The 24,863-nt window shown below is 70.6% G+C and carries 25 protein-coding genes; 19 read left to right on the forward strand and 6 right to left on the reverse strand.

Features of this window, described 5'->3' with window-relative positions; genetic code table 11:
• The first annotated feature begins 94 nt into the window (after window positions 1–94).
• The 6 genes from treZ (at window position 95) to pstB (ending at window position 6,660) form a co-directional block, all read left to right on the forward strand.
• The gene (treZ, locus tag BN1197_RS10900) at window positions 95–1,894 is read left to right on the forward strand and encodes a malto-oligosyltrehalose trehalohydrolase (protein ID WP_052466526.1); all 1,800 of its coding nucleotides are present in this window, start codon (window positions 95–97) and stop codon (window positions 1,892–1,894) included.
• Window positions 1,891–2,520 carry a hypothetical protein gene (locus tag BN1197_RS10905; protein WP_390622712.1) on the forward strand — a complete coding sequence of 210 codons (630 nt, stop codon included), beginning with the start codon at window positions 1,891–1,893 and terminating at the stop codon, window positions 2,518–2,520. The genes treZ and BN1197_RS10905 overlap by 4 nt, the downstream gene beginning before the upstream one ends.
• A 177-nt stretch (window positions 2,521–2,697) precedes the next feature.
• Window positions 2,698–3,834, forward strand: a complete 1,137-nt coding sequence (gene pstS, locus BN1197_RS10910) for a phosphate ABC transporter substrate-binding protein PstS (protein ID WP_040159414.1) — start codon at window positions 2,698–2,700, stop codon at window positions 3,832–3,834.
• 87 nt (window positions 3,835–3,921) lie between these two features.
• Window positions 3,922–4,932: a phosphate ABC transporter permease subunit PstC gene (gene pstC, locus BN1197_RS10915; RefSeq protein ID WP_040159416.1), complete on the forward strand. Its 1,011-nt coding sequence runs from the start codon at window positions 3,922–3,924 to the stop codon at window positions 4,930–4,932.
• Window positions 4,929–5,849 (forward strand): phosphate ABC transporter permease PstA, encoded by a 921-nt coding sequence (gene pstA / locus BN1197_RS10920; protein ID WP_040159418.1) that lies wholly within the window; start codon window positions 4,929–4,931, stop codon window positions 5,847–5,849. The genes pstC and pstA overlap by 4 nt, the downstream gene beginning before the upstream one ends.
• A gap of 34 nt (window positions 5,850–5,883) precedes the next feature.
• Window positions 5,884–6,660, forward strand: coding sequence for a phosphate ABC transporter ATP-binding protein PstB (pstB, locus tag BN1197_RS10925; RefSeq protein WP_040159420.1), 777 nt, complete (start codon window positions 5,884–5,886; stop codon window positions 6,658–6,660).
• Window positions 6,661–7,568: 908 nt separating this feature from the next.
• Here pstB and BN1197_RS10930 read toward each other — a convergent pair.
• From BN1197_RS10930 to BN1197_RS10945, 4 genes are all read right to left on the reverse strand, one after another.
• Complete coding sequence (locus tag BN1197_RS10930) at window positions 7,569–8,516, reverse strand: NUDIX hydrolase (RefSeq protein ID WP_082043808.1); 948 nt, start codon at window positions 8,514–8,516, stop codon at window positions 7,569–7,571.
• A gap of 5 nt (window positions 8,517–8,521) precedes the next feature.
• A complete protein-coding gene (locus tag BN1197_RS10935) occupies window positions 8,522–10,768 on the reverse strand; it encodes an RNA degradosome polyphosphate kinase (RefSeq protein WP_040159422.1) in 2,247 nt (748 codons plus the stop codon).
• Window positions 10,769–10,973: 205 nt separating this feature from the next.
• On the reverse strand, window positions 10,974–11,903 hold the full coding sequence (gene mshD, locus BN1197_RS10940; protein WP_040159424.1) for a mycothiol synthase: 930 nt from the start codon (window positions 11,901–11,903) through the stop codon (window positions 10,974–10,976).
• A gap of 8 nt (window positions 11,904–11,911) precedes the next feature.
• The gene (locus tag BN1197_RS10945; protein WP_040159426.1) at window positions 11,912–12,586 is read right to left on the reverse strand and encodes a winged helix-turn-helix transcriptional regulator; all 675 of its coding nucleotides are present in this window, start codon (window positions 12,584–12,586) and stop codon (window positions 11,912–11,914) included.
• Window positions 12,587–12,731: 145 nt separating this feature from the next.
• Here BN1197_RS10945 and BN1197_RS10950 point away from each other — a divergent pair, with 145 nt between their 5' ends.
• The 10 genes from BN1197_RS10950 (at window position 12,732) to BN1197_RS10995 (ending at window position 19,602) form a co-directional block, all read left to right on the forward strand.
• Window positions 12,732–12,968 carry a MoaD/ThiS family protein gene (locus BN1197_RS10950; protein ID WP_040159428.1) on the forward strand — a complete coding sequence of 79 codons (237 nt, stop codon included), beginning with the start codon at window positions 12,732–12,734 and terminating at the stop codon, window positions 12,966–12,968.
• 12 nt (window positions 12,969–12,980) lie between these two features.
• Entirely contained in the window at window positions 12,981–13,805 is an 825-nt protein-coding gene (locus tag BN1197_RS10955; RefSeq protein WP_040159430.1) for a hypothetical protein, read from the forward strand.
• Between the two features lie 28 nt (window positions 13,806–13,833).
• Window positions 13,834–14,337 carry a heme-binding beta-barrel domain-containing protein gene (locus BN1197_RS10960; RefSeq protein WP_040159432.1) on the forward strand — a complete coding sequence of 168 codons (504 nt, stop codon included), beginning with the start codon at window positions 13,834–13,836 and terminating at the stop codon, window positions 14,335–14,337.
• 102 nt (window positions 14,338–14,439) lie between these two features.
• Complete coding sequence (gene ygfZ / locus BN1197_RS10965) at window positions 14,440–15,483, forward strand: CAF17-like 4Fe-4S cluster assembly/insertion protein YgfZ (RefSeq protein ID WP_040159434.1); 1,044 nt, start codon at window positions 14,440–14,442, stop codon at window positions 15,481–15,483.
• Between the two features lie 199 nt (window positions 15,484–15,682).
• Window positions 15,683–16,297 carry a helix-turn-helix domain-containing protein gene (locus BN1197_RS10970; protein WP_082043810.1) on the forward strand — a complete coding sequence of 205 codons (615 nt, stop codon included), beginning with the start codon at window positions 15,683–15,685 and terminating at the stop codon, window positions 16,295–16,297.
• A 2-nt stretch (window positions 16,298–16,299) separates the two neighbouring features.
• Window positions 16,300–17,388: a hypothetical protein gene (locus tag BN1197_RS10975; protein WP_052466528.1), complete on the forward strand. Its 1,089-nt coding sequence runs from the start codon at window positions 16,300–16,302 to the stop codon at window positions 17,386–17,388.
• Entirely contained in the window at window positions 17,388–17,813 is a 426-nt protein-coding gene (dtd, locus tag BN1197_RS10980; protein ID WP_040159437.1) for a D-aminoacyl-tRNA deacylase, read from the forward strand. The genes BN1197_RS10975 and dtd overlap by 1 nt, the downstream gene beginning before the upstream one ends.
• Window positions 17,814–17,960: 147 nt before the next feature.
• Window positions 17,961–18,296 carry a DUF2516 family protein gene (locus BN1197_RS10985; RefSeq protein WP_040159779.1) on the forward strand — a complete coding sequence of 112 codons (336 nt, stop codon included), beginning with the start codon at window positions 17,961–17,963 and terminating at the stop codon, window positions 18,294–18,296.
• Complete coding sequence (locus BN1197_RS10990) at window positions 18,293–19,138, forward strand: alpha/beta fold hydrolase (RefSeq protein ID WP_245851894.1); 846 nt, start codon at window positions 18,293–18,295, stop codon at window positions 19,136–19,138. Before BN1197_RS10985 ends, BN1197_RS10990 begins: the two co-directional genes overlap by 4 nt.
• Window positions 19,139–19,230: 92 nt before the next feature.
• On the forward strand, window positions 19,231–19,602 hold the full coding sequence (locus BN1197_RS10995; protein WP_040159439.1) for a phosphomannose isomerase type II C-terminal cupin domain: 372 nt from the start codon (window positions 19,231–19,233) through the stop codon (window positions 19,600–19,602).
• Window positions 19,603–20,167: 565 nt separating this feature from the next.
• On the opposite strand, the gene BN1197_RS11000 is transcribed toward BN1197_RS10995, so the two are convergent.
• Window positions 20,168–21,100 (reverse strand): class I SAM-dependent methyltransferase, encoded by a 933-nt coding sequence (locus BN1197_RS11000; protein ID WP_217991191.1) that lies wholly within the window; start codon window positions 21,098–21,100, stop codon window positions 20,168–20,170.
• Between the two features lie 224 nt (window positions 21,101–21,324).
• Between BN1197_RS11000 and mshA the strand changes: the two genes are divergently transcribed.
• From mshA to BN1197_RS11015, 3 genes are read left to right on the forward strand one after another with little or no spacing between them, the layout of a single operon-like run.
• Complete coding sequence (mshA, locus tag BN1197_RS11005) at window positions 21,325–22,575, forward strand: D-inositol-3-phosphate glycosyltransferase (protein ID WP_040159442.1); 1,251 nt, start codon at window positions 21,325–21,327, stop codon at window positions 22,573–22,575.
• A gap of 47 nt (window positions 22,576–22,622) precedes the next feature.
• Window positions 22,623–23,255: a type III secretion system chaperone family protein gene (locus BN1197_RS11010; RefSeq protein WP_082043811.1), complete on the forward strand. Its 633-nt coding sequence runs from the start codon at window positions 22,623–22,625 to the stop codon at window positions 23,253–23,255.
• 43 nt (window positions 23,256–23,298) lie between these two features.
• The gene (locus BN1197_RS11015; protein ID WP_040159444.1) at window positions 23,299–24,042 is read left to right on the forward strand and encodes a phosphoglyceromutase; all 744 of its coding nucleotides are present in this window, start codon (window positions 23,299–23,301) and stop codon (window positions 24,040–24,042) included.
• A gap of 96 nt (window positions 24,043–24,138) precedes the next feature.
• Here the strand turns inward: BN1197_RS11015 and phoU are convergent, their stop codons facing one another.
• The gene (phoU, locus tag BN1197_RS11020) at window positions 24,139–24,807 is read right to left on the reverse strand and encodes a phosphate signaling complex protein PhoU (protein WP_040159445.1); all 669 of its coding nucleotides are present in this window, start codon (window positions 24,805–24,807) and stop codon (window positions 24,139–24,141) included.
• Window positions 24,808–24,863: the final 56 nt, after the last annotated feature.

The raw sequence follows: 24,863 nt of genomic DNA on the forward strand, positions 1-24,863 counted from the left end.
CCCGACAGAACCACCGGCACAGCCGCCGGCGCAGCGCCGCCCCGGGACCTCGTACGACCCGCACGCCCGCCACCACCACCCCGCAGGAAGCCCGATGACGCAACTGCCCTCGATCGCCGCAGCCGGAGTCCGTCGCGACCACCAGCGTGAGTTCACGGTGTGGGCGCCGTACGCGAAGGAGCGCGTCGAGCTCGAGCTCGACGGCGCCCGCCACGAGATGGAACCCCTGCCCGACGGGTGGTGGACGCTGCGGCTGCCGGCCGAGGCCGGCGCCCGGTACGGCTACTCCCTCGACGGGGGCCCGGTGCTGCCGGACCCGGCGGCGCGGCGTCTGCCCGACGGCCCCCACGGACGAGCGCAGGTCGTCGACCTCGACACGTTCGAGTGGTCCGACGACGACTGGGCGGGGGTGGAGCTCGCCGGCTCGACGATCTACGAGCTGCACGTGGGGACGTTCACTCCCGGTGGCACGCTGGACTCCGCGATCGAACGGCTCGACCACCTCGTCGAACTCGGGGTCGACATCGTCGAGATCATGCCGGTCGCCTCGTTCCCGGGTGTCCACGGCTGGGGTTACGACGGGGTCGCGCCGTACTCGGTGCACGAGCCCTACGGCGGGCCGGTGGCGCTGCAGCGCTTCGTCGACGCCGCGCACGACCGGGGTCTGGCCGTCGCGCTCGACGTCGTCCACAACCATCTCGGTCCGGACGGCAACTACCTGCTCTCCTACGGCCCGTACTTCACCGAGCGTCACCACACGCCCTGGGGTGCGGCGATCAACCTCGACGGGCCCGACAGCGACACGGTGCGCGCCTATCTCATCGAGAACGTCGTGTCGTGGCTGCGTGACTACCATCTCGACGCGCTGCGCCTCGACGCCGTGCACGAACTGCACGACGACCGGGCCATTCACGTGCTCGAGGAGTTCTCCACGGCGGTCGACGACCTCGCCGAGGAGAGCGGACGGTCGCTGTACCTCATCGCCGAGAGCGACCGCAACGACCCGCGCACCGTCACCTCGCGAGAACGCGGTGGCCTCGGCCTGCACGCCCAGTGGGCCGACGACGTCCACCACGGGCTGCACGTCGCACTCACCGGCGAGATCCAGGGCTACTACGCCGACTTCGCCGCACCGCACGCCCTGGAGTCGGTGCTCACCTCGCCGTTTCTCCACGCCGACTCCTTCTCGACGTTCCGCGGCCGCACCCACGGCCGGTCGGTGGACCCCGAGGTCGTCGACGGCTCGGCGTTCGTCGTGTCGCTGCAGACCCACGACCAGGTGGGCAACCGCCGCAGCGGCGACCGGCTCAGCGAGACCGTGCCGTTCCGGCGGCTCGCGACCGGAGCCGCGCTGCTGCTGACCAGCCCGTACACCCCGATGCTCTTCATGGGGGAGGAGTGGGCCGCCTCGACGCCGTGGCAGTACTTCACCGACCACACCGACGACGCACTCGCCCAGGCGGTGCGCGACGGCCGCCGTCGCGAGTTCGCGACCCACGGCTGGACCGAGGACGACGTGCCCGACCCGCAGTCGATCGAGACCGTCAAGGCCTCGACGCTCGACTGGAGCGAGGTCCACACCGGCGTGCACGAGCGGATGTACGCCTGGTACCGCGCCCTGCTCGCGCTGCGCCGTTCCCGGCCCGACCTCTCCTCGGGTGACCTCGCCTCGGTGCGCGTCGAACCCGGGCCCGTCGACGGCTCGCTCGTCGTCGTTCGAGGCGATCACCGCATCGCGGTCAACCTCGCAGAAGAGCCCGTCGATCTCGACCTCGTCTCCCCGCCCGGCAACTCCGTCGTCCTCCTCGCGCTCGACGCGACGACGACGATCGACGAAGAGGCGGTGCATCTGCCGCCGGACTCCGTGGTCGTCGTGGGACCGGCGTCTCGGTGAGTACCCCGCGGCCGCGGCGTCCGGTCATGCTCGACCCGGCCTCGCTGGACTCCTTCGCCCAGGACCGGCTCGACCCGGCGGTCATCACGCAGATCGCGCACGAGACGGCCGCGGTCGTCGTGCGCACGGGGCGCGCTCGGCAGGATCCCGAGGTGACCCGCCGGCTCGTCGAGCTCGTCGACGACATCGGGCTGTCGACCGTCGCCGAGCTGTGGGCCGCTCGGCCCGCGCGCAGCCTGCCCGGGGCGTTGTGGCGCCTCTACGCCCTGCGTGAGTGGGTGCGCCGCGATGGCGCCGGAGCCAGTACGGATTACCGGGACGGCCTCGCCTTCGCCCAGGTCTCGGGCGCGATCGCCGGGGTCGCGACGCCGCCGGGGCCCGAGGAGATGCGTCGTCTCGCCGACGCCGTGCTCACCGGGGTGTTCACCGGCGACCTCGCCGGCGCGCTCGAACGAGCCGGGGCGTTCTGCCGTGTCGTCGCCGCCGGGCGCGCCTCCCGCGACGACGTGCGACCCATCGAGTCCCTCGCGGTGCGCGGCCTCGCGAGCGGCGCAGCCCAGATCGCCACGATGGCAGAGGATCTGGAGGCATCGGCCAAGTTGTGGCGACGCGAGGCCCTCGACTGAGTGATCCGACGGTCTCGGGCAAGGTGTCGGGCGCCACATGTTGAACGACTGTTCGGAGTGTGCTGTTCGCCCCTCGTTCACCCGCCTCGCCCGAGCATGTCACCGACCCTCCCTACGGTCGGCCTCGGTGGGCAAACCTCGCCTGCCCTCTGACGTGCAGTGGAAGGTACATCGAACGTGAAGAACCAGCGCATGGCGGCCGTGTCCAGCCTCGCCCTCGTGGGCATGCTCGCGCTCGCGGGCTGCGGCGCCCAGAAGCAGGACGGCGGATCGAACGGTGGCGGAGGGGGCGGCGGCTCCACCGCGGGAAGCGGCGCCCAGGGTGACTGCGTCGACGGCACCAACCTGAGCGCGCAGGGCTCCTCCGCTCAGAAGAACGCGATTCAGGAGGCCATCGCCTCCTACCAGGAGAAGTGCCAGGACGCGAAGATCGACTACAACCCGACCGGCTCGGGTGCGGGCATCAAGGCCCTCATCGCCGGCCAGGCCGACTGGGCGGGCTCGGACTCCGCCCTCAAGAAGGAGGCCAAGGACGGCAAGGTCGAGGTCGAGGAGGCCACCAAGGCCTGCGGTTCCGAGGCCTGGAACATCCCCATGGTGACCGGCCCCATCGCCGTCGCCTTCAACGTCCAGGGTGTCGACAAGCTCACCCTCACGCCCGAGGTCATCGCCGACATCTTCAACGGCAAGATCAAGACGTGGAACGACCCGGCCATCGCCAAGATCAACTCCGGCGTCACCCTGCCGGCCACGCCGATCAAGCCGTTCTTCCGGTCCGACGAGTCGGGCACCACCGAGAACTTCACCAAGTACCTCAAGGCCGCCGCGCCCAAGGCGTGGACCGCCGAGCCGGCCAAGTCGTGGACCGGCAAGGGTGAGGGCAAGACCAAGTCCGACGGTGTCGCGCAGGCCGTCAAGGCCACCGCGGGCGGCATCACCTACGTCGAGTGGTCCTACGCCAAGGACAACCAGCTCGGCATGGCGCAGATCGACAACGGCTCGGGCGCCGTCGAGCTCACCGGTGAGGCCGTGGGTAAGGCCGTCGAGGCCGCCAAGCCCGACGGTGAGGGCAACGACCTCCGCCTCAAGCTCGACTACGCCACCAAGGAGGCCGGTGCCTACCCGATCCTCCTCGTGACGTACGAGATCGTCTGCTCCAAGAACAAGGACGCCAACAAGGGCGCGCAGATCAAGAGCTTCCTCAAGCACTTCGCCTCTGCCGACACGCAGCAGGGTCTCGAAGAGCTCGGCTACGCACCGCTCCCGGAGTCGGTGCGCACCAAGGTCGACACCGCGATCGACGCCCTGCAGTGATCAATCGGTACCCGTGACCCCGGCGCCGTGCCGGGGTCACGGGTACCGCTGTCCGCACACCGTTACGACAGGGATGACACACCTCTGATGACCTCGATCACCGGCGTCTCTGCCGCCGACAACCTGCCTGATCCCGAGAGCGGCAAGCCCCTCGAAGGCGACCGCGCCTCGACCGGAGGAATGGGTGACCTGCTCTTCGGTGGCGCGGCCAAGGCGGCCGGCGCCATCGTCGTCGCCCTCGTCATCCTCGTCGGGGTCTTCCTCCTCAGCCAGGCCGTTCCCTCGCTGATGAAGAACGAGGCCAACTTCCTCACCTCGACCGACTGGGTCACCTCCGGGGAACACCCCCGGTTCGGTATCGCGCGCCTGCTGTGGGTCACGGTGGCCTCCTCCGTGATCGCGATGGCCGTGGCCGTGCCGATCGGCGTCGGGGTCGCGCTCTTCATCACCCAGTACAGCCCCAAGTGGCTGGCCCGCCCGGCCGCGCAGCTCATCGACCTCCTCGCCGCGATCCCCTCGATCGTCTACGGCATCTGGGGTGCGTACGTCGCCGGGCCGTACTTCCTGCCGTTCCAGAAATGGTTGGGTGAGACTCTCGGCTGGATCCCCCTGTTCAAGCCCACGAACATCAGCGGCTCCTCGACGATTCTCTTCGTCGGGTTCGTCCTGTCGATCATGGTGCTGCCCATCGTCACGGCTCTGACCCGCGAGGTGTTCGACCAGACGCCCAACGCCCACAAGGAGGGCGCGCTCGCGCTCGGAGCGACCAAGTGGGAGATGATCCGCACCGCGGTCCTGCCCTTCGGCAAGCCCGGCGTCATCTCCGCCTCGATGTTGGGCCTCGGTCGGGCCCTCGGCGAGACCCTCGCCGTCATGATCATCGTGTCGGCCCTCAACGACGACGCGCCGTGGAGTTGGTCGCTCCTCAACGGCGGTGAGACGTTCGCCTCCAAGATCGCGAACAACGCGGGCGAGTTCGACACCCCGCAGAAGACGGGTGCCTACATCGCAGCCGGCCTCGTCCTCTTCGTCCTCACCTTCGTCGTCAACGCCATCGCCCGGATCGTCATCGAGCGTCGGAAGGCCTTCACCGAATGAGTACCTCAGTCAACGCCGAGACCAGCCCTGCCGCGACCGGCACCGCCAAGCCGCACATCGGTGGCAACGAGAAAAGCCGCGCGGTCAAGGACACCGTCGCGCGCCTCGTCATGTACCTGGCCTTCGGCATCGCCCTGGTTCCCCTCGTGTGGATTCTCGGGACAGTGCTCGCCAAGGGCACGACAACGGTTCTCGATCCGCAGTGGTGGTACGACTCGCAGATCGGCATCACGGCCCGCCGCGTCGGTGGCGGCGCGGCGCACGCCATCCTCGGCACCCTGCTGCAGGCCGCCGTCACCGCGCTCATCGCCGTGCCGATCGGCATCTTCACCGCGATCTACCTGGTCGAGTACGGCCGGGGCCATTTCGCTCGCGCGGTGAGCTTCATGGTCGACATCCTCACCGGTATCCCCTCGATCGTCGCCGCCCTCTTCATCTACGCGATCTGGGTCGGCGTGTTCGGGTTCCGCACCGCAGGCATCGCCGTGTGTTTCGCGCTCGTCATCCTCATGATCCCGACGGTCGTTCGCTCGACCGAGGAGATGCTCAAGCTCGTCCCCAACGAGTTGCGTGAGGCGTCCTACGCACTCGGTGTGCCCAAGTGGAAGACGATCTTCAAGATCGTGCTGCCCACGGCCTTCGGTGGCATCGTCACCGGTGTGCTGCTCGGTCTCGCCCGCGTCATGGGTGAGACGGCGCCGCTCATCATCCTGGGCCCCTACACCAAGGGATTCCACTTCAACCTCATGTCCGGCAACATGGCGACGCTGCCGACCATGATCAACGAGGACCGGGTCGAGGCGCTCCAGCCGGCCGTCGACCGCGTGTGGGCGGCCTCGCTCACCCTGATCGGCCTCATCCTCATCCTCAACCTGCTCGGCCGGGTCATCGCCCGGTACAGCAAAGTCCGCAACTGAAGCCCTCGGCTCGAGAAAGCGACGAGTAACCCCAATGGCCAAGAGCATCGACGTCCAGGACCTCAGCATCTTCTACGGCAACTTCAAGGCCGTCGAAGACGTGTCCATGAACATCGAACCCCGCTCCGTCACCGCCTTCATCGGCCCCTCCGGTTGCGGCAAGTCCACCGTGCTCCGCACGCTCAACCGCATGCACGAGGTCATCCCCGGTGCGCACGTGGAGGGCAAGGTCCTCCTCGACGGGCAGGACCTGTACGCCAAGAGCATGGACCCGGTCACCGTGCGGCGGACCATCGGCATGGTGTTCCAGCGGCCCAACCCGTTCCCGACCATGTCGATCTTCGACAACGTCGCGGCCGGCCTCCGTCTCAACGGCGTCAAGAGCAAGAAGACCCTCACCGAGACCGTCGAGAAGTCGCTGCGGGGCGCGAACCTCTGGAACGAGGTGAAGGACCGCCTCGACAAGCCGGGCGCCGGCCTCTCCGGCGGTCAGCAGCAGCGTCTGTGCATCGCCCGCGCGATCGCGGTCTCGCCCGAGGTGCTGCTCATGGACGAGCCGTGCTCCGCGCTCGACCCGATCTCCACGCTCGCGGTCGAGGATCTCATCAACGAGATCAAGGAGAAGTACACGATCGTCATCGTCACCCACAACATGCAGCAGGCCGCCCGCGTCTCCGACCGCACCGCGTTCTTCAACCTCGCGGCCACCGGCAAGCCCGGCAAGCTCATCGAGATCGACGACACGAAGAAGATCTTCAGCAGCCCCAGCGAGAAGGCCACCGAGGACTACATCTCCGGCCGATTCGGCTGAGCCGCACCTCAACCGGCGACATGTCCGGGGTCCCAGACCCTCGTTGTCGCAGCACGACGCCGATTCCGCGCACGCACGGAATCGGCGTCGTTGTATGTGAGAGGCTTGAGATTGGTCGGCCGTCCAGGATGGTCGCCGACTAGCCTGAGGTCGCGTCGAGAGAGAGGCGTTGGTCGTGTTCCGGCTGTTCCGTCGTCACCCTGTTCTGGTACCCGTCGCGGTGCCTGTCGTCCACACCGTCGAGGTGGGGTCGTTCGCTCACGGAGCGTGCGGCGACTGCGAGTGGCGGGGTCCTGCCCGCCGAGCCCGTTCCAGCGCGGAGGGCGATGCTCGCAAGCACGCCTCGACCTGCCAGGCCTCCACCCCCGTCCCCGTCCCGGCCTGACGTCCCGACGAACGGGAGACCCGGACGAACCAGGTACGGAAACGCCGAGACAGCCGGCGTTTCCGGCCTGTCTCATCCCTAGTTCGCTCGCCCCGGCCGTTCGGCCGGAAACGACGGCTGTCTCGGCGGGTGGGGTGGGTGGTCTGCGGAGAGTGGGTGTGCCGGACCGGGAGCGCCTCTCGGCGCGAGGCCGCTCGTAGCGGCGAATGTTGGGGCCTGGTGGTGGCGTTGCCTGCCGCGTCCGTTGGTGCCGGGCCGCCCCTCTTGGGGGTGGTCTGACGAGGAGTGGGTGTGCCGGACCGGGAGCGCCTCTCGGCGCGAGGCCGCTCGTAGCGGCGAATGTTGGAGCCCGGGGCTGCCGCGGCCCGGCACACGATGCACAACGTAGCAGAGGTGCCCGAATGTTCCCGAGCCGGCGGATTCGTTTTCGGGGCTCGTAGAACGCCTGCTTCGTGGCCCCAGCGAGGACCTTTCGGATCGGGTTCTCATCTCGCCCAGAGGACGACTCTGGGGCGGTCGAGAGTCAGGGCAGGTGGCGTTCGACGGCGATGAGGGCGGGTTCGGGGCCGGTGCCGACGTGGAGGACGAGAGCCTCGCCCTTGGCGAGGTTGTCGTCGTTGACGTCGTCGAGGATGCGGGCCACCTCGGGTGCGGATCTGCCGTAGCGACGGACGATCTCGGCGATGAGGGGTCGGAGGACGGGGCCGTGGCTGCAGAGGAGCACGGGTTCGGAGCCGCCGAGAGCGCCGGTGACGGTCGGGGCGACGGCGGCCGGGTCCTCCTCGTATCCCTCCTCGGAGAGTTCGGGGCGCCAGGAGGTCTCGATCTCGTAGCCGGCGGCCTCGGCGAGGGCGAGGTAGGGGGCCACCGTGTCGACGCATCGGGTCGAGGGCGAGCAGACGACGCGCGGGAAGGCGTAGGCGGCGAGGATGTCGACGAGGGCCGAGGCCCGTTGTTCGCCGGCCTCGTCCAGCGGTCGCAAGCGGTCGTCGTCGCCCTTCCACCGCTTGCGGGCGACCGCGTGCGCGTGCCGCACGACGGCGATGGCGCGGGTGGGCAGCGGTCCGTCGACGAGAGCGTCGAGTTGCTCGAGGTCGCGAGGGTAGGTCGCGAGACGCCGGGCCTCCTCGGCCGTGACCCAGCGCACCTCGTCGATCTCGTTCTCGAGGCGTCCGGCGCCCCCGATGACCTGAGCGGCCCAGTACCGCACCTCCTTGTGTCGGCGTCCGTCACCTTCGAGTCGGTAGGTGCTCGTGGGCAGCGGGCGACCGAGCCGCACCCGAAGGCCGGTCTCTTCCTGAGTCTCGCGGACGGCCGCGACCGGCCACTCCTCGTCGGGCTCGAGCTTGCCCTTGGGCCAGGCCCAGTCGTCGTGGCGGGGGCGGTGGACGAGGGCGACCTCGAGTTCTCCGGCGCGTCGACGCCAGGGCAGGGTGCCCGCGGCGAGCACGACCGATCGTTCGTCGGACACGTCGCTCAGCCGCGCCGTCCGCGGCGGCGGGCCGCATGCTCGTCGATGAGGACACTCTGGAGGTCGAGCAGGGGTGTGCCGTCCTCGGCGCGGTGATGCCGAGTCCACCGCCCGTCGCCGGCGAGGTGCCAGCTCGAGTAGTCGTCGCTCATGCCACGCTGCAGGATGCCGACGAGGTCCGCGACGTGGCGGGCGTCGGTGATGCGCACGAGGGCCTCGACCCGGCGGTCGAGGTTGCGGTGCATCATGTCGGCGCTGCCGAGGTACACCGCGTCGCGACCGTCCGGCCCGAACACGAACACCCGGGAGTGCTCGAGGAACCGGCCGAGGATCGACCGGACCCGGATGTTCTCGGAGAGGCCCTCGACGCCCGGCCGCAGCGCGCAGATGCCGCGGACGAGGACGTCGACCTGCACCCCAGCGCGGGAGGCGCGGTAGAGACTGTCGATGATCTGCTCGTCGACGATGGAGTTGACCTTGATGCCGACGTAGGCGTCCTCGCCCTTCTCGGCGTGGGCGATCTGCTCCTCGATGCGGTCGACGAGGCCCGACCGCATCGAGGCCGGCGCGACGAGCAGCCGGGAGAACTTGCTGCGCGGCGCCCAGCCGGAGAGCTGGTTGAAGAGCTTCGTGAGGTCCTCGCCGACACGCGGGTCGCAGGTGAAGAGGCCGAAGTCCTCGTACAGTCGCGCGGTCTTGGGGTGGTAATTGCCGGTGCCGACGTGGCAGTACCGACGCAGGCCAACCGACTCCTGACGGATGACGAGCGACAGCTTGCAGTGGGTCTTGAGTCCGACCACGCCGTAGACCACGTGGACACCGGCCTGCTCGAGCTTTCTCGCCCACTCGATGTTGTTCTGCTCGTCGAAGCGGGCCTTGATCTCGACCACCGCGAGCACCTGCTTGCCGGCCTCGGCCGCCGCGATGAGGGCGTCGATGATCGGGGAGTCGCCGCTCGTGCGGTAGAGCGTCTGCTTGATGGCGACGACGCGTGGGTCGGCGGCGGCCTGGTCGATGAACGCCTGCACCGAGGTGGAGAACGAGTCGTAGGGGTGCTGGACGAGCACGTCCTTGATGCGGATCGCCGAGAACATGTCGGGCGACTTGGCGCTCTCGACCCGTTTGAGGTCGCGGTGGGTCATGGGCACGAACGGCGGGTACTTGAGCTCGGTGCGGTCGAGATCGGCGATGGTGCCGAGGCAACGCAGGTCGAGCGGGGTGGGGCAGCGGAAGACCTCGCGCGGCGTGACTCCCAGCTCGCGGACGAGCAGTTCGAGCACGTGATCGCCCATGCCGTCCTCGATCTCAAGGCGAACGGCAGGGCCGAACCGGCGTCGTGTGAGCTCCTTCTCCAGGGCGGCCAGCAGGTTCTCGGCGTCGTCCTCCTCGACCTCGAGATCCTCGTTGCGGGTGACGCGGAACGTGAAGTGCTCGCGCACGTTCATGCCCGGGAAGAGCGCGTCGAGGTGGGCCGCGATGATCTCCTCCACCGGCACGAACCGTGCCGAGTAGAGGTCCTCGCCCTCGGGCTCGGTGATGCGCACGAGCCGGGGCAGCAGCGGCGGCACCTTGAGGCGGGCGAAGTGCTCGGAGCCGGTCTTGCGGTTGTCGAGGACGACGGCGAGGTTGAGGGAGAGCCCCGAGATGTAGGGAAACGGGTGCGCCGGGTCGACCGCCAGCGGCGTGAGCACGGGAAAGACCTGCTCGTCGAACCACTCGTCGAGGCGGGCGCGCTCGTCGTCGGAGAGGTCGCTCCAGCCGACGATCTGGATGTCCTCCTCGGCCAACGCGGGGCGTACCTGCTCGTCGAAGATGCGGGCGTGCGTGCTCATGAGGTTCTGCGCGGTCGAGAGGATGCGGTCGAGCAGCTCACGCGGTTCGAGGCCGGATGCCGAGCGCACGGCGAGACCGGTGGCGATGCGCCGCTTGAGGCCGGCCACGCGCACCATGACGAACTCGTCGAGGTTGCTCGCGAAGATCGAGAGGAACCGGGCCCGCTCCAACAGGTACATGTCGGGGTCGGCCGCGAGCTGCAGCACCCGCTCGTTGAACTGGAGCCACGAGATCTCGCGGTCGAGGAACCGATCGGGCGGCAGCTCGTCGCCGGACTTGTCGGCGGGGAGGAACCGGCCGTTGGCGGCTCGGGGGCGAACGCCCGTGGCCGAGGAGGTCTCACCGGTGACCGCGGTCACCGATCCCTGCTCGTTACGGGCCGCATCCGAGGCGGGTGCGCTGTCACTCGTGGCCGTCATGGGTCACATGGTGTCACGGGGATCGAGGTGCGTCGTCCCCTTCCCACCCGGGCCCGGGAGGGCGATGAAGGTGCGTGGCTCGTGCTCGAGCCGTGCGCGAAATCGTGCGTGGGATCGCGCGAGGGAGACACCGGCGGAATCGCGCCCGAGCCGCCCGGAAAGGCGGGGCTGCACCCAGGTGCGCGCACGCGCGCATCCGGCACGTTCACGCGTACATGACGTCGAGTGAGATCTGCTCGAACCCGAGGCGGCGGTAGGTGGCGAGGGCGGCCGTGTTGTTGCCGTCGACGTAGAGCGTGACGCGTGCCAGGCCCCGATCGGCGAGGTGGCGAAGACCGAGCAGCGTCGCGGCCTTGCCGAGCCCCAGGCCCTGGCGGTCGGGATCGACGCCGACGACGTAGACCTCGCCCTCGCCGTCCTCCGTCTTGGTCCAGTGGAAGGCCGCGAGGTCGCGGGAGGCCCCGTCGTCGGGGGCCGCCGGTGCCTCGACGAGGAAGAACCCGTCGGCGTCGAACCAGGGCTCGCGCATGCGGGCCCGCAGGTCGTCGGCGCTGACCCGGCCCTGTTCGGGATGGTCGGCAAACGCCCGGGCGTTGAGCGCCACCCAGGCGTCGACGTCGTCGGGGGTGAACGTGCGGGCGGAATAGCCCTCGGGCAGCGTGACCTCGGCGTCGCGCAGCCCGTCGAGGGGGCGCGCCATCCGGATGAGCTCTCGCACGACCTCGAGGCCCAGGTGCCGGGCGAAGGCTCGCGCGGGCGGCAGGTCGCCGTGGGCCCAGACCCGGGCGTCGGGAACGAGCGCCCGCACCTCGCGCCAGCCCCGCGTCCCGACGCCGTGACGGCGATGCCCCGGGGCGACGACGATCTCGGTACCTGCCTCGGCTTCGGTGTGGTCGAGGTGGGCGTAGCCGAGGAGCGGGTCGTCGTTGTCTTCCTCGGCACCCGAGGCGCCGTGATCGCCACGCTCGAGGAGGACGTGGCGGTGTTCGCCGGCGGGGGCGTCGAGGTGAAGGATCGTCTGCTCGGAGAGGGCGTCGACTCCGTCGGCCTCGGCGGCCTGGCGGGCGAGCCGACGCACGCGCGTCGCCTCCGCCGTCGACAGCGTGGTCGTGACGCGTGCGATCACCGGGTCCATGGCTCTCCTCACGAGGTGGCGTAGCGGTAGCCGACACCGCGCACCGTGCCGATGAGCCCTTCGTGCTCCGGGCCGAGCTTGGCGCGCAGACGCCGGATGTGAACGTCCACGGTACGGGTGCCGCCGTAGTAGTCGTACCCCCACACCTCCTCGAGGATGCGGTCGCGCGTGAACACCCGGCCGGGGGAGGAGACGAGGTATTTGAGGAGCTCGAACTCGCGGTACGTCAGGTCCAGCGGTACGCCCCTGAGCCGCGCCGAGTACCCCGACTCGTCGATGACGAGCAGCGAGGTCGCGGGCTCCTCGGACTCCGCTTGCGAGGGGTGGGCGGCGTCGGCCGAGCGCGTGCCGGCGAGACGCACCCGTGCCTCGACCTCGGCGGGGCCCGCGCCGGTGAGGACGACGTCGGCGATTCGCCAGTCGGCGGTGACCGCCGCCAAGGCGCCCTCGGTGACGACCGCGATCAGCGGCAGGTCTGGCATCACCGCCGCCAGACGGCGGCACCACGCGCGTGCCGCCACGAGATCGGTGAGGGCGTCGACGAGGACGACGACGCCGGGATCGACCTCGGCGAACGAGGCGAGGTCGGCGAGTTCGCGAACGTCGTGGGGCAGCAGGGACAGCGCAGGCAGCACCGTCTCGACCGGACGGCCGGTCTCCGACGACAAGACCACCTGAGCCATGTGTTCACGATACGACCAGGCCCGAGTCGCTCCGGCGAAGGCGAAGGCAGCAGGAGCGCCCGGCATCGCGAGGATGCGCACGGCGTGACCGCCGCGTCGCGTTCTCGGTTGGCACGGTGTCGGTGGAAGCTGAGAAGGTGGGCAGGTGACCGTCACCCTGCGCTACTGGGCCGCCGCCGCGGCCGCGACCGGCGTGGATTCCGAGGAACACTCCTGCGGAACCGTCGGTGAGATCCTCGACGCCGCGACCACCCGGCACCCCGACCTTGCCCGCGTGCGGCAGGTCGCCTCCGTCATCGTCGACGGCGTCCCCGCCCGCGACGACGTGGAGGTCCCCGCCGGTGCGACGGTCGAGATCCTGCCCCCGTTCGCCGGTGGCTGACAGGATGACGCGGTGAGCGAGATCCGATCGAGCACTCTCGGGGAGGCGCGGGGCCGGCCACGCCCACCGCGCCGCCCGTGGCGACCGACGGTCTCGGTCATCGCGCTGCTCGTCGCCCTGGTGCTCGGGGTCGTCGCCCACCTCGGTTCCACCGTCTGGATCGTGCCGGCACTCGCGCTCTCCATGGTGCTGCTCGCCATCGGATGGGTGCCGTTGCTGCGCCTCCCCAGCCCTCGGGGCACGACCATCGTGCAGCTCATCGCGGTGGTCGTCCTCCTCGTGCCGGCCACGCTGCAACCCCAGGCGACGCTTCACCACCTGCCGGGCGCGGTCGCGGTCGCGATGATCGCCTCGTTCGTCCACCAACTCGCGCGCCGTGACGCACGTCCGCGGCTCGTCGAGTCCGTCTCGGCGAGCGCCGCCGGCGTTGGTCTGCTGAGCTCGGCGGTCTGTCTCGTGCCGCTCGTCGGAACACCCGAGGGACGCGACGCCGTGGTCGCAGTGATGGCGGCGGCCGCGGCGGCCACTCTCGCCGACGTCGGCCTGGGCCGTGTTCCGCGCGGCGTCATCGCCGTGACCTGCGCGATCGCCTCCGTTGTTCTGGGTGCCGGCGCGGCCGTGCTCGTGCACGGTGCGTTCGGTGACGCCCGACTGCCCCTGCTCGCGCTCGCCGGGGGCATCGCCGGAGGCTCGAGCTACGCGTTGCGTCAGATCCAGTCCGTGCTGCCCTCGCTGTGGGGGCGCCGCGCCCAGCTCGCCTCCGCCACCGGCTCGGTTCTCTGCACCGGCGCCGTCGCCTACGGCCTGGCCTGGGTCGCCCGCGGCGCCGTCGTCTGATCAGTTCTCCACCGAAAGGACTCACGCCATGCCCTTCGAGCTCGACCCCACGATCAACCCCGTCGTCGCACCCCTGGCCTGGATGGTCGGCCGCTGGGAGGGGGTCGGCGTCGTCGGCTACCCCGACATGGAGTCGCGCAACTTCGGCCAGGAACTCGACATCACCCACGACGGGCGCCCGTTCCTCGCCTACGAGAGCCGCAGCTACCTGCTCAACGAGGACGGCTCCAAGGACCGGGAGTCGGGGCGTGAGACCGGCTACCTGCGCGTGCTGAACAGCGGTGAGATCGAGCTCCTGCTCGCCCACCCCACCGGCATCGTCGAGCTGTACGCGGGTGAGCGCGAGGAGGAACGCCCCGTGCTCAACCTGCGCACCGACGGGGTGATGCGCAGCCCCGAGGCTCGCGACTACACCGCCGCCAGCCGCATGTACGGGCTCGTCGACCGCAAGCTCATGTGGGTCATGGACATGGCCGCCGAGGGTCACCCCATGCAGAGCCACCTCTCTGCTCAGCTCAACCGGGTGGGCTGACAACGGGATTCGAGACGCGGTGCGCCGTCACACCGCGTCCTCTCGGGTCCGTCCACCGCACCGCACGGGGCGGCCCGGCCAGTGCCCTCCTACGCTGGGAGCGTGACCGCACAGCTTTCGACGTCCCCCCTGCTCGCCCGCCCCGGCGCGGTACCGGCCTCCGGACCGGACGCTGCCGTCGCCGCCCACTACGGCGATCCGATGCGAGAGCAACGGCTGCTCGCCGAGGGGCTCGCCGTGGTCGACCTGTCGCACCGCGGCGTCGTCACCGTGACCGGGCCTGACCGGCTGAGCTGGCTGCATTCGCTCACGACCCAGCAGCTCACGGACCTCGCGCCGCGCGTGGGCACCGAGACCCTGCTTCTCTCGCCGAAGGGGCACATCGAGAACGCATTGCACGTGGTCGACGACGGCGAGACCACGTGGATCACCGTCGAGCCGGGTGCCGCGCCCGCGCTCGTGGAGTTCCTCGACCGGATGCGGTTCATGCTGCGCGTCGAGGTCGCCGACGTGAGCGGACAGTACGCCGTACTCGGCGAGCCCATCGGCGCGCCGAGCGTGCCCGGGGAGCCGCTGGCCTGGGTCGATCCGTGGCCGGGGCCTGTCGGTGACACCGCCGTCTACGGGCCCGCCGAGGCCCACCCCGCGCAGGGCCGCGCGTGGCGAGAGCTCATCGTGCCGCGCGCCGAGCTCGAGTCGGCGATCGGTGACCGTGCCGTCGCGGGGCTCTGGGCGGCCGAGGCCGAACGGGTCCAGGCCTGGCGTCCCCGGTTCGGTGCGGAGACCGACCACCGCACGATCCCGCACGAGCTCGACTGGTTGCGCACCGCCGTTCACCTGCACAAGGGCTGCTACCGCGGGCAGGAGACCATCGCGCGCGTCCACAATCTCGGCCGCCCGCCGCGACGCCTCCTCTTCGCGCACCTCGACGGGTCTGGGCACGTCCTGCCCGTTCCCGGCTCGGAGATCGTGCACGCAGGCCGCTCGATCGGGCGCCTCACCAGCGTGGCTCGCGATCACGTCGACGGCCCGATCGCGCTCGCGGTGGTCAAGCGCAACACCCCGGTCGACGTCGAACTCACGACTGTGCCCGTCGGCGACGAGGCTCCGGTCACCCTCGCGCAGACGGTCGTCGTCGAGCCCTGAGGCCGACGGCGCCTCGGGTGAGGTCGCAGCGTCGGCCGCGGGAAGCGGGCATACCTCCGGTGCCCCGCGCGCGTTGTCGGTGGTGCTCGGTGAGGCGACGCGTCCCCGGCTGACGCGCGCGTTGCCTCGGCGCACGCGGGCGTGTGCGTGCGCTCACTCGCGCTTGCAGTGCGCTAACTCCTGCAAGCACAATGGGGGTATGCCTCGACTCACGCCTCACGTGCCCGGTATGCGGGAGCTGGGGGAGTACGTGCGCGAGCAGCGGGAGAACGCGCACCTGTCGGTGCGGCAGTTGTCGGCGGTGGCAGGGATCAGCAATCCCTACCTCTCGCAGATCGAGCGAGGCCTGCGTCGGCCGAGCGCCGAGATCCTCAACTCGCTCGCCAAGGGGCTGCAGATCTCCGCCGAATCGCTGTACGTGCGCGCGGGACTGCTCGACGACACCCGCGAGTCGAGCGCCGTCGACGTGCGGCTCGCCCTCTCGCTCGACCGCCACCTCACCGACCGGCAGCGCCGCATCATGCTCGACCTCTACGACTCGTTCGTGCCGTCCGCGCCGACGGCGGGGGCCCGCGACGCTCACGTGGGAGCCTCCGAGGCCGAGGCCGAGGGCATGTCGGCAGGGGGCAGCGTTCGCCGGCGCCGGCCCACGGCGAAGCCGGTGACCGGTATGACCGACGCGGCCGGCATGACGGGTCCGGCCGAGACGGCAGAGAAGACCGAGCAGGGCCCGGAGCCCGCCTCCGGCTCCCACCACGGCACGACGCGCGTCCGCACCCGACGAACGCCCGGAAAGACCGAGACGAAGGAGTGACGATGTCACCGAAGAAGCCCCGCCCCACCCACGACTCCCCGGCCGAGCCGGCCGCACCCGCGCCGTCCACGAAGACGAGCCGTTCGAGCATCCTCGACCCGGTCTACGCCCTCGTCGGCGCCACCAACCTCACCGCCGAGGCCCTGCGCGAGCTCGGCAGCAAGACCGGCCCCCGAACGACGGACGAGGAGCCGGAGGCCAGGACGCTCGCGCGCCTGCGCCACGACGTCGTGGACATCGCTCGGGGTACGACCCGCGTGCCGGCGCTCGCGGCCTCGGAGGTCTTCTCGCGCTACGCCGAACTCGCCCAGCGCGGGCAGCAGGCGGTCGCCGACGCCGTGCCGACGATGCGGCGCGCGAGCAAGGAGGGCGAGGCCCTCGCCCGTGCCGAGGACGCCCGTGCTCGCCGCGAGGCCCGCCGTCTGGCCCGCCAGGCCGGGGCGACGGTCGACCGCGGTCGTGCGATGGCGGCCGATGCGGCCACGGATGCCACTCGGGCTGCCGGCCGCACGTTCGAGACCGTGCGCTCCGAGGGCACCAAGGTCGTCGAGGCGGTGCAGCACGCCGGCCGTACCGGACGCGCGGGTCGTCGTCCGGGTGCGGGACGTCGTGCGGCGGTCGTCGACACCACGGTCACGGCCACGAGCCCGGCGGGCGGCGAGGCGGAGGCCACGACGACCCGCCACGAGCGCACCTCTGCCGCAGGCGTGGAGGCCGCGGCGGCGACGACGACCGCACGTCGCTCCCCGCGTGCCCGCAAGGCCGCCGCGGCCGCTGCCGCGAAGGCGGCCGAGGGTGCCGGCCGACCCACCGGGACGCACACCGCCGAGCCGGCTGGTGCCACGGTCAAGCAGGCATCGGCGAAGAAGGCCTCGGCGAAGAAGACCTCGGCCAAGAAGGCCGCCGCCACGAAGTCTCCGCGCAAGGTGGCGCCGGCCCGCAGCGGTGCGGATGCCCCGGCCGAGAAGACCGCGAAGAAGACCGCGGCGGTCAAGGCCGCCCCGGCTGCCGAACCCCACGCGCACGTCGACATTCCCACTCCCGGTGACGTGGCTGCCGTCGTGGAGTCGAACGACGACGCGAAGAGCTGATGCGAGCGGTTCTCCAACGCATCGACGGGGCACGCGTCGTCGTCGAGGGTGCGGAGGTCGGCCGTATCGACGGGCCCGGTCTTCTCGCCCTCGTCGCGGCGACGCACACCGACGGCGAGGCCGAGGTCGCGACCATGGTCCGCAAGATCGCCGAACTGCGGATCCTGCGCGGTGAGCAATCCGTCGAGGACGCCGGCGCCGGGGTGCTCGTCGTCAGCCAGTTCACCCTCTACGGGCGCACGACCAAGGGGCGGCGCCCGTCGTGGAGCGACGCGGCCCCGGGCCCGGTGGCCGAGCCTCTCGTCGACGCGGTGGTCACGGGCTTGCGCGACCGCGGGATCACGGTGGCGACCGGGCGGTTCGGTGCCGAGATGAAGGTCGAACTCTGCAACGACGGGCCGTTCACGGTCGTCGTCGACGTCTGAGCACGCCGGTCCGCGTCCCACGCAGCCTGGTTCGCTGTCGAAGGTGGGTGGTTGCGCCGCCCGGCCGCGCCCGGTATGCCCGGATCGAGTTCTCCGCCGCGTCGAAGACGGGTGAACACCCCTCGCCTCGCCCCGTACGCTGGGGTCATGGATCTGTTGTTCGGCGCACAGAACGTCGTCATGCTCGCCCTCGGTGTCGGGGCGCTCGCTTTCGGTCTGTTCGCGTTCGTCGATGCGATGCGCCACGACAAGGGCGCCTACGCGAGCGAGGGAAAGCAGAGCAAGGTGTTCTGGCTCATCGCGCTCGGGCTCTCGGTCGCGATCTTCTTCGTGTCGATCCGCAGCATCCTCAACATGTTCTCCCTCATCGCCGTCGTCGCGGTCGGTGTGTACTTCGCCGACGTGCGTCCCGCCCTCAGCCCGTACCTCGCTCGCCGACGCAAGGGGGGAGCGAGCGGCTCGGGACCGTACGGCTCCTGGTGACCTTCACTCGCCCGACGTCGATGCTCGCGGGGCCGACCGGCGGCATCGAGTACCTGACGATCGGCCAGGGGACGCCGAGCAGCGTCTTCGCGCACGGCCTCGGCGGGTCGATCACGACGACGCGCCCGTTCGCGTCCGGCGTGCCGGGAACGCGCACGTTCCTCCACTTCCGCGGCCACGGCGCGTCGGAGGCTCCCGAGACCGCCTGGACGTATCCGACATTGGCGGCGGAGTTGCGTGCCGTGGCCGACCACGTCGCAGCGCGACAGTGCCTGGGCGTGAGCATGGGGGCCGGCGCGATGTGCGCGTTGCTCGAGCAGACCCCCGACCGCTTCGACCGGCTCGTCTTCGTCATTCCCGCCCTGCTCGACCGGCCCCGCACCGACGCGGCGTTGCAGCGCCTGGTCGACCTGGCGGATCTCGTCGACGACCGCGACGTCGAGGGCATCGCCGCGCACTTCGTCAACGAGCAGCCCGAGGAGGTCCGCGACACCGATCTCGTGCGTGGCTGGGCGGCCGAGCAGGCCCGGTTGCTCTCCGGAACACCCGTCTCCCGGGCCCTTCGTGCCCTGCCCCGCGCCGTGCCGCTCACCGACCGAGCCTCGCTGGGCCGGGTTGCCGCGCCCGCCCTCGTCATCGGACAAGAGGACGACGCCGCCCATCCCGCCGGGATCGCGCGCGAGCTCGCCGAAGCCCTCCCCGATGCGCGTCTCGAGATCCTCCCTCCCGGCGGGGTGTTGTGGAGCCACCGGCGACGCGTACGAGAACTGGTGTCGGAGTTCATGACCGGAGGTGATGCCGCTGCATGGAAGGCGTCAGCGAGCGCGGCTCACGGCCGATAGAATCCGGACGACCGACCTGGGGGGCAGGCCACAGCCGAGTCGAGCCCACGTCACCGCGGCAGGGGAGCCGCGCACACGAGAACGGAAGCGACATGAGCGAGATCGACGACAAACGCAACGACGTCTTCACGGTGGAACGCCCGTGGGGACGATTCGAGAACTTCGCCACCAACCAATCCGTCACGGTGAAGGTCATCACCGTCGAGCCCGGCTCGCGCCTGTCGCTGCAGAAGCACGCCCAGCGCGCCGAGATGTGGCAGGTGCTCGACGAGGCGCCGCTCGACATCACGGTCGACGACCGGCAGTGGACGGCCCAGCAGGGTGAGCTCATCTGGATCCCCCTGGGTGCCGTGCACCGCATGGGCAACAGCGGCTCACGGCCGGCGCGCATCCTCGAGGTCGGCTTCGGCCACTTCGACGAGGACGACATCGAGCGCCTCGAGGACGACTACTCCCGCGCCTGAGCGACGCACGACCCCGACGAGACCACGCTCGGACAGGCGGTTTCGGCCCTGGGATGCGCTCGGGCAGGCGGTTCTGGCCCTGGGATGCGCTCGGACAGGCGTTTCCACCCGGCTTCGCTGGGGTGAAAACGCCTGTCCGAGCGGGTTTGCGGCCACGGTTTCGGTGGCCCGGTGGCTTGGGAGCCGCTCGGGCAGGCGGTTTCGGCCCCGGGATGTGCTCGGACAGGCCTTTCCATCCGGCTTCGCTGGGGTGAGAACGCCTGTCCGAGCGGGTTTGCGGCCACGGTGGCCCGGTTGGCCCGGTGGCTCGGGAGTCGCTCGGACAGGCGGTTTCGGCCCCGGAATGCGCTCGAACAGGCAGTTTCGTCCCGCAGAGCCGGGTGGAACCGCCTGTCCGAGCGTTGGATGGGGCCGGGGTCGGGGTCGGAAGCCGGGTGGAACCGCCTGTTCGGGCGTTAGATGGGGCGGGAGTCGGGGTGCGTCCGAGTCGGCCTCACGGCCTCCCAGGCGACGCCATGGGGCCGGGGTCGGGGTCGGAAGCCGGGTGGAACCGCCTGTTCGGGCGTTAGATGGGGCGGGAGTCGGGGTGCGTCCGAGTCGGCCTCACGGCCTCCCAGGCGACGCCGATCTCGCCGAGGCGCCAGCGGCGCGGGCCGTCGAGGACGGGCCAGCCCTGGGCGCGCAGGTCGGCGCATGCGGCGACGAAACGCTGCCGGCGTCCGTAGGAGGCGAGCGGGGCCGCGCGGTCCCAGGCGGCGTCGAGTGCCCGGAGGTAGGTGTGAACACGCTCACCGGGGACGTTGCGGTGGATGAGCGCCTTGGGCAGCCGTTCCGCGACGTCGGAGGGCCGCTCGATCGCGCCGAACGCGACCGAGATCGTCAGCGAGCGGGGTCCGTCGGCGTCGAGGACGATCCACGTGCTCCGGCGACCGATCTCGTCGCAGGTGCCCTCGAGGATCAGACCACCGGGAGCGAGCGCATCCTGCAACAGTCGCCACGCGCCTGCGACCTCGTCCTCGTCGTACTGGCGCAGCACGTTCGCGGCGCGAACGAGCGCGGGGGCGCGATCGACGCACGTCAGGTCGAATCCTCCTCGGACGAACGTCAGCTCGGGAGGTGAGGCGTACGGCTGGGCCGCCGCGACGCGCTCGGGATCGATCTCGACCCCGACGACCTCGACGTCCGGTCGCACGACGGCGAGGCGACGGCGGAGTTCGACCGTGGTCGTGGCCGCCGCGCCGTAGCCGAGGTCGACGACGAGCGGCGGCGCCGGGACCGCCCGTGTTCCCGGCCGTCTCGACTCGAGAGGGCCGCGGTCCTTCCCGGGAGCCGGAAACGCCGGCTGTCTCGGCGGCCTTGCCGCCCCGCGGAGGAGGGACTCACCGACGTGGACGAGACCTCGATCCATCCTGCGCAACCGGTTCGGGCCGGTCGTCCCACGTGTGACGACCCCGACGGGCCGCGTTGCACGCGCGGAGGAACGATCGGCGGCCACCACCCGCCCACGGTAACCCTTTCCACCTGCATCGTCGCCGGTGGCGGTGTGGCCGACACGAGCGCCCCGGCGGCACGAGGAGGCCCAGGTCCGCGACAGCGGAGCGGCCATCTTCGAGGCGATGCGCGCATTCGCCGCGCCTCGCAACGGCCCGTGCAGGCATCACCCACCACGGACCGGCAGGGCCCGGATGTCGGCCACGACGGAACGAGGACGAGGATGGCGACATGACGGGCACGCCTCGCCGGGTCGCGATGATCACGGTGCACACCTCCCCGCTGGAGCGGCCGGGTACCGGAGACGCAGGTGGGCTCAACGTCTACGTCGTCGAGGCGGCGCGGCACCTGGTCGAGCGAGGGGTGGAGGTCGAGATCTTCACCCGCGCGACCGAGGGGCGCCTGCCCCGCACGGTCGAGCTGGCACCCGGTGTCAGCGTGCGTCATGTCGTGGCCGGGCCGTTCGACGGCCTCGCCAAGGAGGATCTGCCGGGTCAACTGTGCGCGTTCGCCGCGGGCGTCATGCGTGAGGTCGCGGCGCATCCGGCGGGCCACTACGACCTCGTCCATTCGCACTACTGGCTCTCCGGCCAGGTCGGGTGGCTCGCCGCCGACCGCTGGCACGTGCCGCTCGTGCACACGATGCACACGATGGCCCGGGTCAAGAACGCCGGGCTCGCGGCGGGAGACCGGCCCGAGCCTCGGGGCCGTGAGATCGGGGAGGCGCAGGTGGTCGAGGCCGCCGACCGGCTCATCGCCAACACCGAGCTCGAGGCCGCGCAACTCGTCGAGCTCTACGACGCCGATCCCGCCCGCGTGCGTGTCGTGCACCCCGGTGTCGATCTGACGACGTTCTCTCCCGGAGATCAGGCCGCGGCGCGGGCCGCGATCGGCGTCTCTGCGGACGACCTGCTCCTGCTCTTCGTCGGTCGCGTGCAGCCGCTCAAGGCCCCCGATCTCCTCGTCGAGGCCGCGGCCGACCTGTCGCGCCGCCGCCCCGATCTCGGGCGGCGCCTGCGGGTGGCGATCCTCGGCGGTCCGAGTGGCTCGGGGCTCGAACGACCGCGCTGGCTGGAAGATCTCGCCGAACGACTGGGCATCGCCGACCGCGTGGTCTTTCGTCCACCGACGACACGCGACGGGCTCGCGACGTGGTTCCGTGCGGCCGACCTCGTCACCGTGCCCTCGCACAACGAGTCGTTCGGGCTCGTCGCCGTCGAGGCCCAGGCGTGTGGCACCCCGGTCGTCGCGGCGAACGTCGGCGGCCTGCCCATCGCCGTCCGCGGTGGGGTGCTCGTCGACTCCCACGACGTCGGCGCGTGGAGTCGTACCGTCGAGCGTCTGCTCGACGACGACGCCGAACGGGCGCGCCTCTCGCGCCTCGCCCGGACGCACGCGGAGTCGTTCGGGTGGGGCCGTACTGCGGACTCCCTCGTCTCGGTCTACGGTGAGGCCATGGAGTCGAGGCACGGCTTGCGATGACCCGGCTCCGCGTCAGCCGATCCCCGATGTCAGCCGGAGGAAGAGTCATGCCGACTTCCCCCGAGTCGCTTCACGCGCTCGATCTCATCCGCACCTTCGCCGCCGAGCAGGAGGTCGCCGTCGAGGAGGGCACGCGCCCGGGAGAGCTCGTGTTGACCCTGCCCGGCGAGAACAAGCTGCGCACGACGTGCTCGCTCATCGCCGGCGGCCGCATGCTGTCGATCTCGGCGTTCGTCATTCGCAACCCCGACGAGAACCACAGCGCCGTCTACCGGTTCCTCCTGCAGCGCAACCTGTCGATGCCGGTGCTCTCCTACGCCCTGGACGACTCCGGCGACGTCTACCTCACCGGTCAGGTGCCGATCTCGACCGTCGACGAGGAGTTCCTCGACCAGCTGCTCGGCATCGTGCTCGCCGGCACCGACGAGGTGTTCAACGAACTGCTCGTGCTCGGATTCCTCGGCTCGATGCGCAAGGAGTGGTCCTGGCGGGTCTCGCGCGAGGAGTCGCTCGCCAACCTCGAGCCGTTCCGCGAGTTGCTCCAGCGTCAGGAGGACGAGGGGCCGAACACGCTCTCGCACGAGTCGGCGGTCGACGAGGAGGATGCGGTCGACAACGGGTCTCCTCGCTCCGAGCCTGCGGGGGAGGACGATGCCGAGGGCCCGACGTCCCGGCCCTGAGCGCCGGGCCCCCTCGCGCGGCGCCGCTGACTAGAGTGACCGTATGACCTACACGCTCGTGCTGCTGCGCCACGGCGAGAGCCAGTGGAACGCCAAGAACTTGTTCACCGGTTGGGTCGATGTCGACCTCTCCGACAAGGGGCGCAAGGAGGCGGCTCGCGGTGGCGAGCTGCTCAAGGAGAAGGGCGTGCTGCCCGATCTCGTCTTCACCTCGGTGCTGCGCCGCGCCATCACCACCGCCAACCTCGCGCTCGATGCCGCCGATCGTCACTGGATCCCGGTCAAGCGCTCCTGGCGGCTCAACGAGCGCCACTACGGCGCGCTGCAGGGCAAGAACAAGAAGCAGACCAAGGACGAGTTCGGTGAGGAGCAGTTCATGCTCTGGCGCCGCTCGTACGACACGCCGCCCCCGCCGATCGACCCGCAGGACGAGTTCAGCCAGGCCGACGACGTGCGGTACGCCGACATCGACGGAGAGAACCCGCCGACCGAATGTCTCAAGGACGTCGTCGAGCGGCTCGTGCCGTACTGGGAGTCCGAGATCGTCCCCGAGCTGAAGTCGGGCAAGACGGTGCTCGTCGCGGCCCACGGCAACAGCCTGCGGGCGCTCGTCAAGCACCTCGACGGCATCAGCGACGACGACATCGCGGCCCTCAACATCCCCACCGGCATCCCGCTCGTCTACGAGCTCGACGAGAACCTCGAGCCCGTCACCAAGGGCGGCGAGTACCTCGACCCCGACGCCGCCAAGGACGCCATTCAGGCGGTCGCCAACCAGGGCAAGTGAGTCTGCAGACACGACGAAGGGTCCGCTTCTCCCAGGGGGGAGGGCGGACCCTTCGCCGTGTGCCGCGGGCGCAGCGACCCGCGCGATCAGGCGCGGTCAGGCCTGGATCTCGTCGTTGTCGAGAGCGCGCCACTCGCCGGTGACGAGGTAGACGACCTGGCGGGCCACGGCCACGGCGTGGTCGGCGAACCGCTCGTAGTAGCGCGAGAGCAGCGTGATGTCGACGGTGACGTCGGCGGGGTGGCTCCACTCCTCCGAGGCGAGGATCGTGAACACACGGCGGTGCAACGCGTCCATCTCGTCGTCCTCGCCGCTGAGGTTCCTGGCCCCCTCGACATCCTTGGAGTCGATGATCGCGCCAGCGCGCAGGACGAGACGGTCGGCGATCTGGCCCATGGCCACGATCGTCTCGCGCATCTCGACGGGAACGGCGCTCTCGGGGAACCGCAGCCGGGCCACCTTCGCCACGTGCTCGGCGAGGTCGCCCATGCGCTCGAGGCTCGTACCCATGTGCAGTGCCGTGACGACGATGCGCAGGTCGGTGGCGACGGGCTGCTGACGGGCCAACAGTTCGACGGCGAGCTCGTCGAGTTCGGCGCGGATGCTGTCGATCTTGTGGTCGGCGCTGATCACGCTCTCGGCGAGCTCGAGGTCGGCGTCGAGGAGGGCCGTCGTCGCACGGCTCATGGCGGAGGCGGCAAGGCGGGTCATCTCGACGAGCTGGTCGGAGATCTTGTCGAGGTCCTCGTGGAAGGCGTCGCGCATGGTGTCCTTCTCGCGTGGGGACGGCAGGCGTCCCGGTCGGGCGGGTTGTCGGGGTC

Origin of the sequence: Mobilicoccus massiliensis, from assembly GCF_000826525.2 — a bacterium.
GTDB lineage: Bacteria > Actinomycetota > Actinomycetes > Actinomycetales > Dermatophilaceae > Mobilicoccus > Mobilicoccus massiliensis.

Bases quoted from the DNA above. Each gene is read 5' to 3' on its own strand.
- mshD (WP_040159424.1), bottom strand. From the start codon at position 11,903: ATGGACCCGGTGATCGCACGCGTCACGACCACGCTGTCGACGGCGGAG.
- pstC (WP_040159416.1), top strand. From the start codon at position 3,922: ATGACCTCGATCACCGGCGTCTCTGCCGCCGACAACCTGCCTGATCCC.
- phoU (WP_040159445.1), bottom strand. From the start codon at position 24,807: ATGCGCGACGCCTTCCACGAGGACCTCGACAAGATCTCCGACCAGCTC.
- mshA (WP_040159442.1), top strand. From the start codon at position 21,325: ATGACGGGCACGCCTCGCCGGGTCGCGATGATCACGGTGCACACCTCC.
- BN1197_RS10975 (WP_052466528.1), top strand. From the start codon at position 16,300: ATGTCACCGAAGAAGCCCCGCCCCACCCACGACTCCCCGGCCGAGCCG.
- BN1197_RS10995 (WP_040159439.1), top strand. From the start codon at position 19,231: ATGAGCGAGATCGACGACAAACGCAACGACGTCTTCACGGTGGAACGC.
- BN1197_RS10970 (WP_082043810.1), top strand. From the start codon at position 15,683: ATGCCTCGACTCACGCCTCACGTGCCCGGTATGCGGGAGCTGGGGGAG.
- BN1197_RS11015 (WP_040159444.1), top strand. From the start codon at position 23,299: ATGACCTACACGCTCGTGCTGCTGCGCCACGGCGAGAGCCAGTGGAAC.
- BN1197_RS11010 (WP_082043811.1), top strand. From the start codon at position 22,623: ATGCCGACTTCCCCCGAGTCGCTTCACGCGCTCGATCTCATCCGCACC.
- BN1197_RS10960 (WP_040159432.1), top strand. From the start codon at position 13,834: ATGCCCTTCGAGCTCGACCCCACGATCAACCCCGTCGTCGCACCCCTG.
- pstB (WP_040159420.1), top strand. From the start codon at position 5,884: ATGGCCAAGAGCATCGACGTCCAGGACCTCAGCATCTTCTACGGCAAC.
- dtd (WP_040159437.1), top strand. From the start codon at position 17,388: ATGCGAGCGGTTCTCCAACGCATCGACGGGGCACGCGTCGTCGTCGAG.
- treZ (WP_052466526.1), top strand. From the start codon at position 95: ATGACGCAACTGCCCTCGATCGCCGCAGCCGGAGTCCGTCGCGACCAC.
- BN1197_RS10985 (WP_040159779.1), top strand. From the start codon at position 17,961: ATGGATCTGTTGTTCGGCGCACAGAACGTCGTCATGCTCGCCCTCGGT.
- pstA (WP_040159418.1), top strand. From the start codon at position 4,929: ATGAGTACCTCAGTCAACGCCGAGACCAGCCCTGCCGCGACCGGCACC.
- BN1197_RS10935 (WP_040159422.1), bottom strand. From the start codon at position 10,768: ATGACGGCCACGAGTGACAGCGCACCCGCCTCGGATGCGGCCCGTAAC.
- BN1197_RS10945 (WP_040159426.1), bottom strand. From the start codon at position 12,586: ATGGCTCAGGTGGTCTTGTCGTCGGAGACCGGCCGTCCGGTCGAGACG.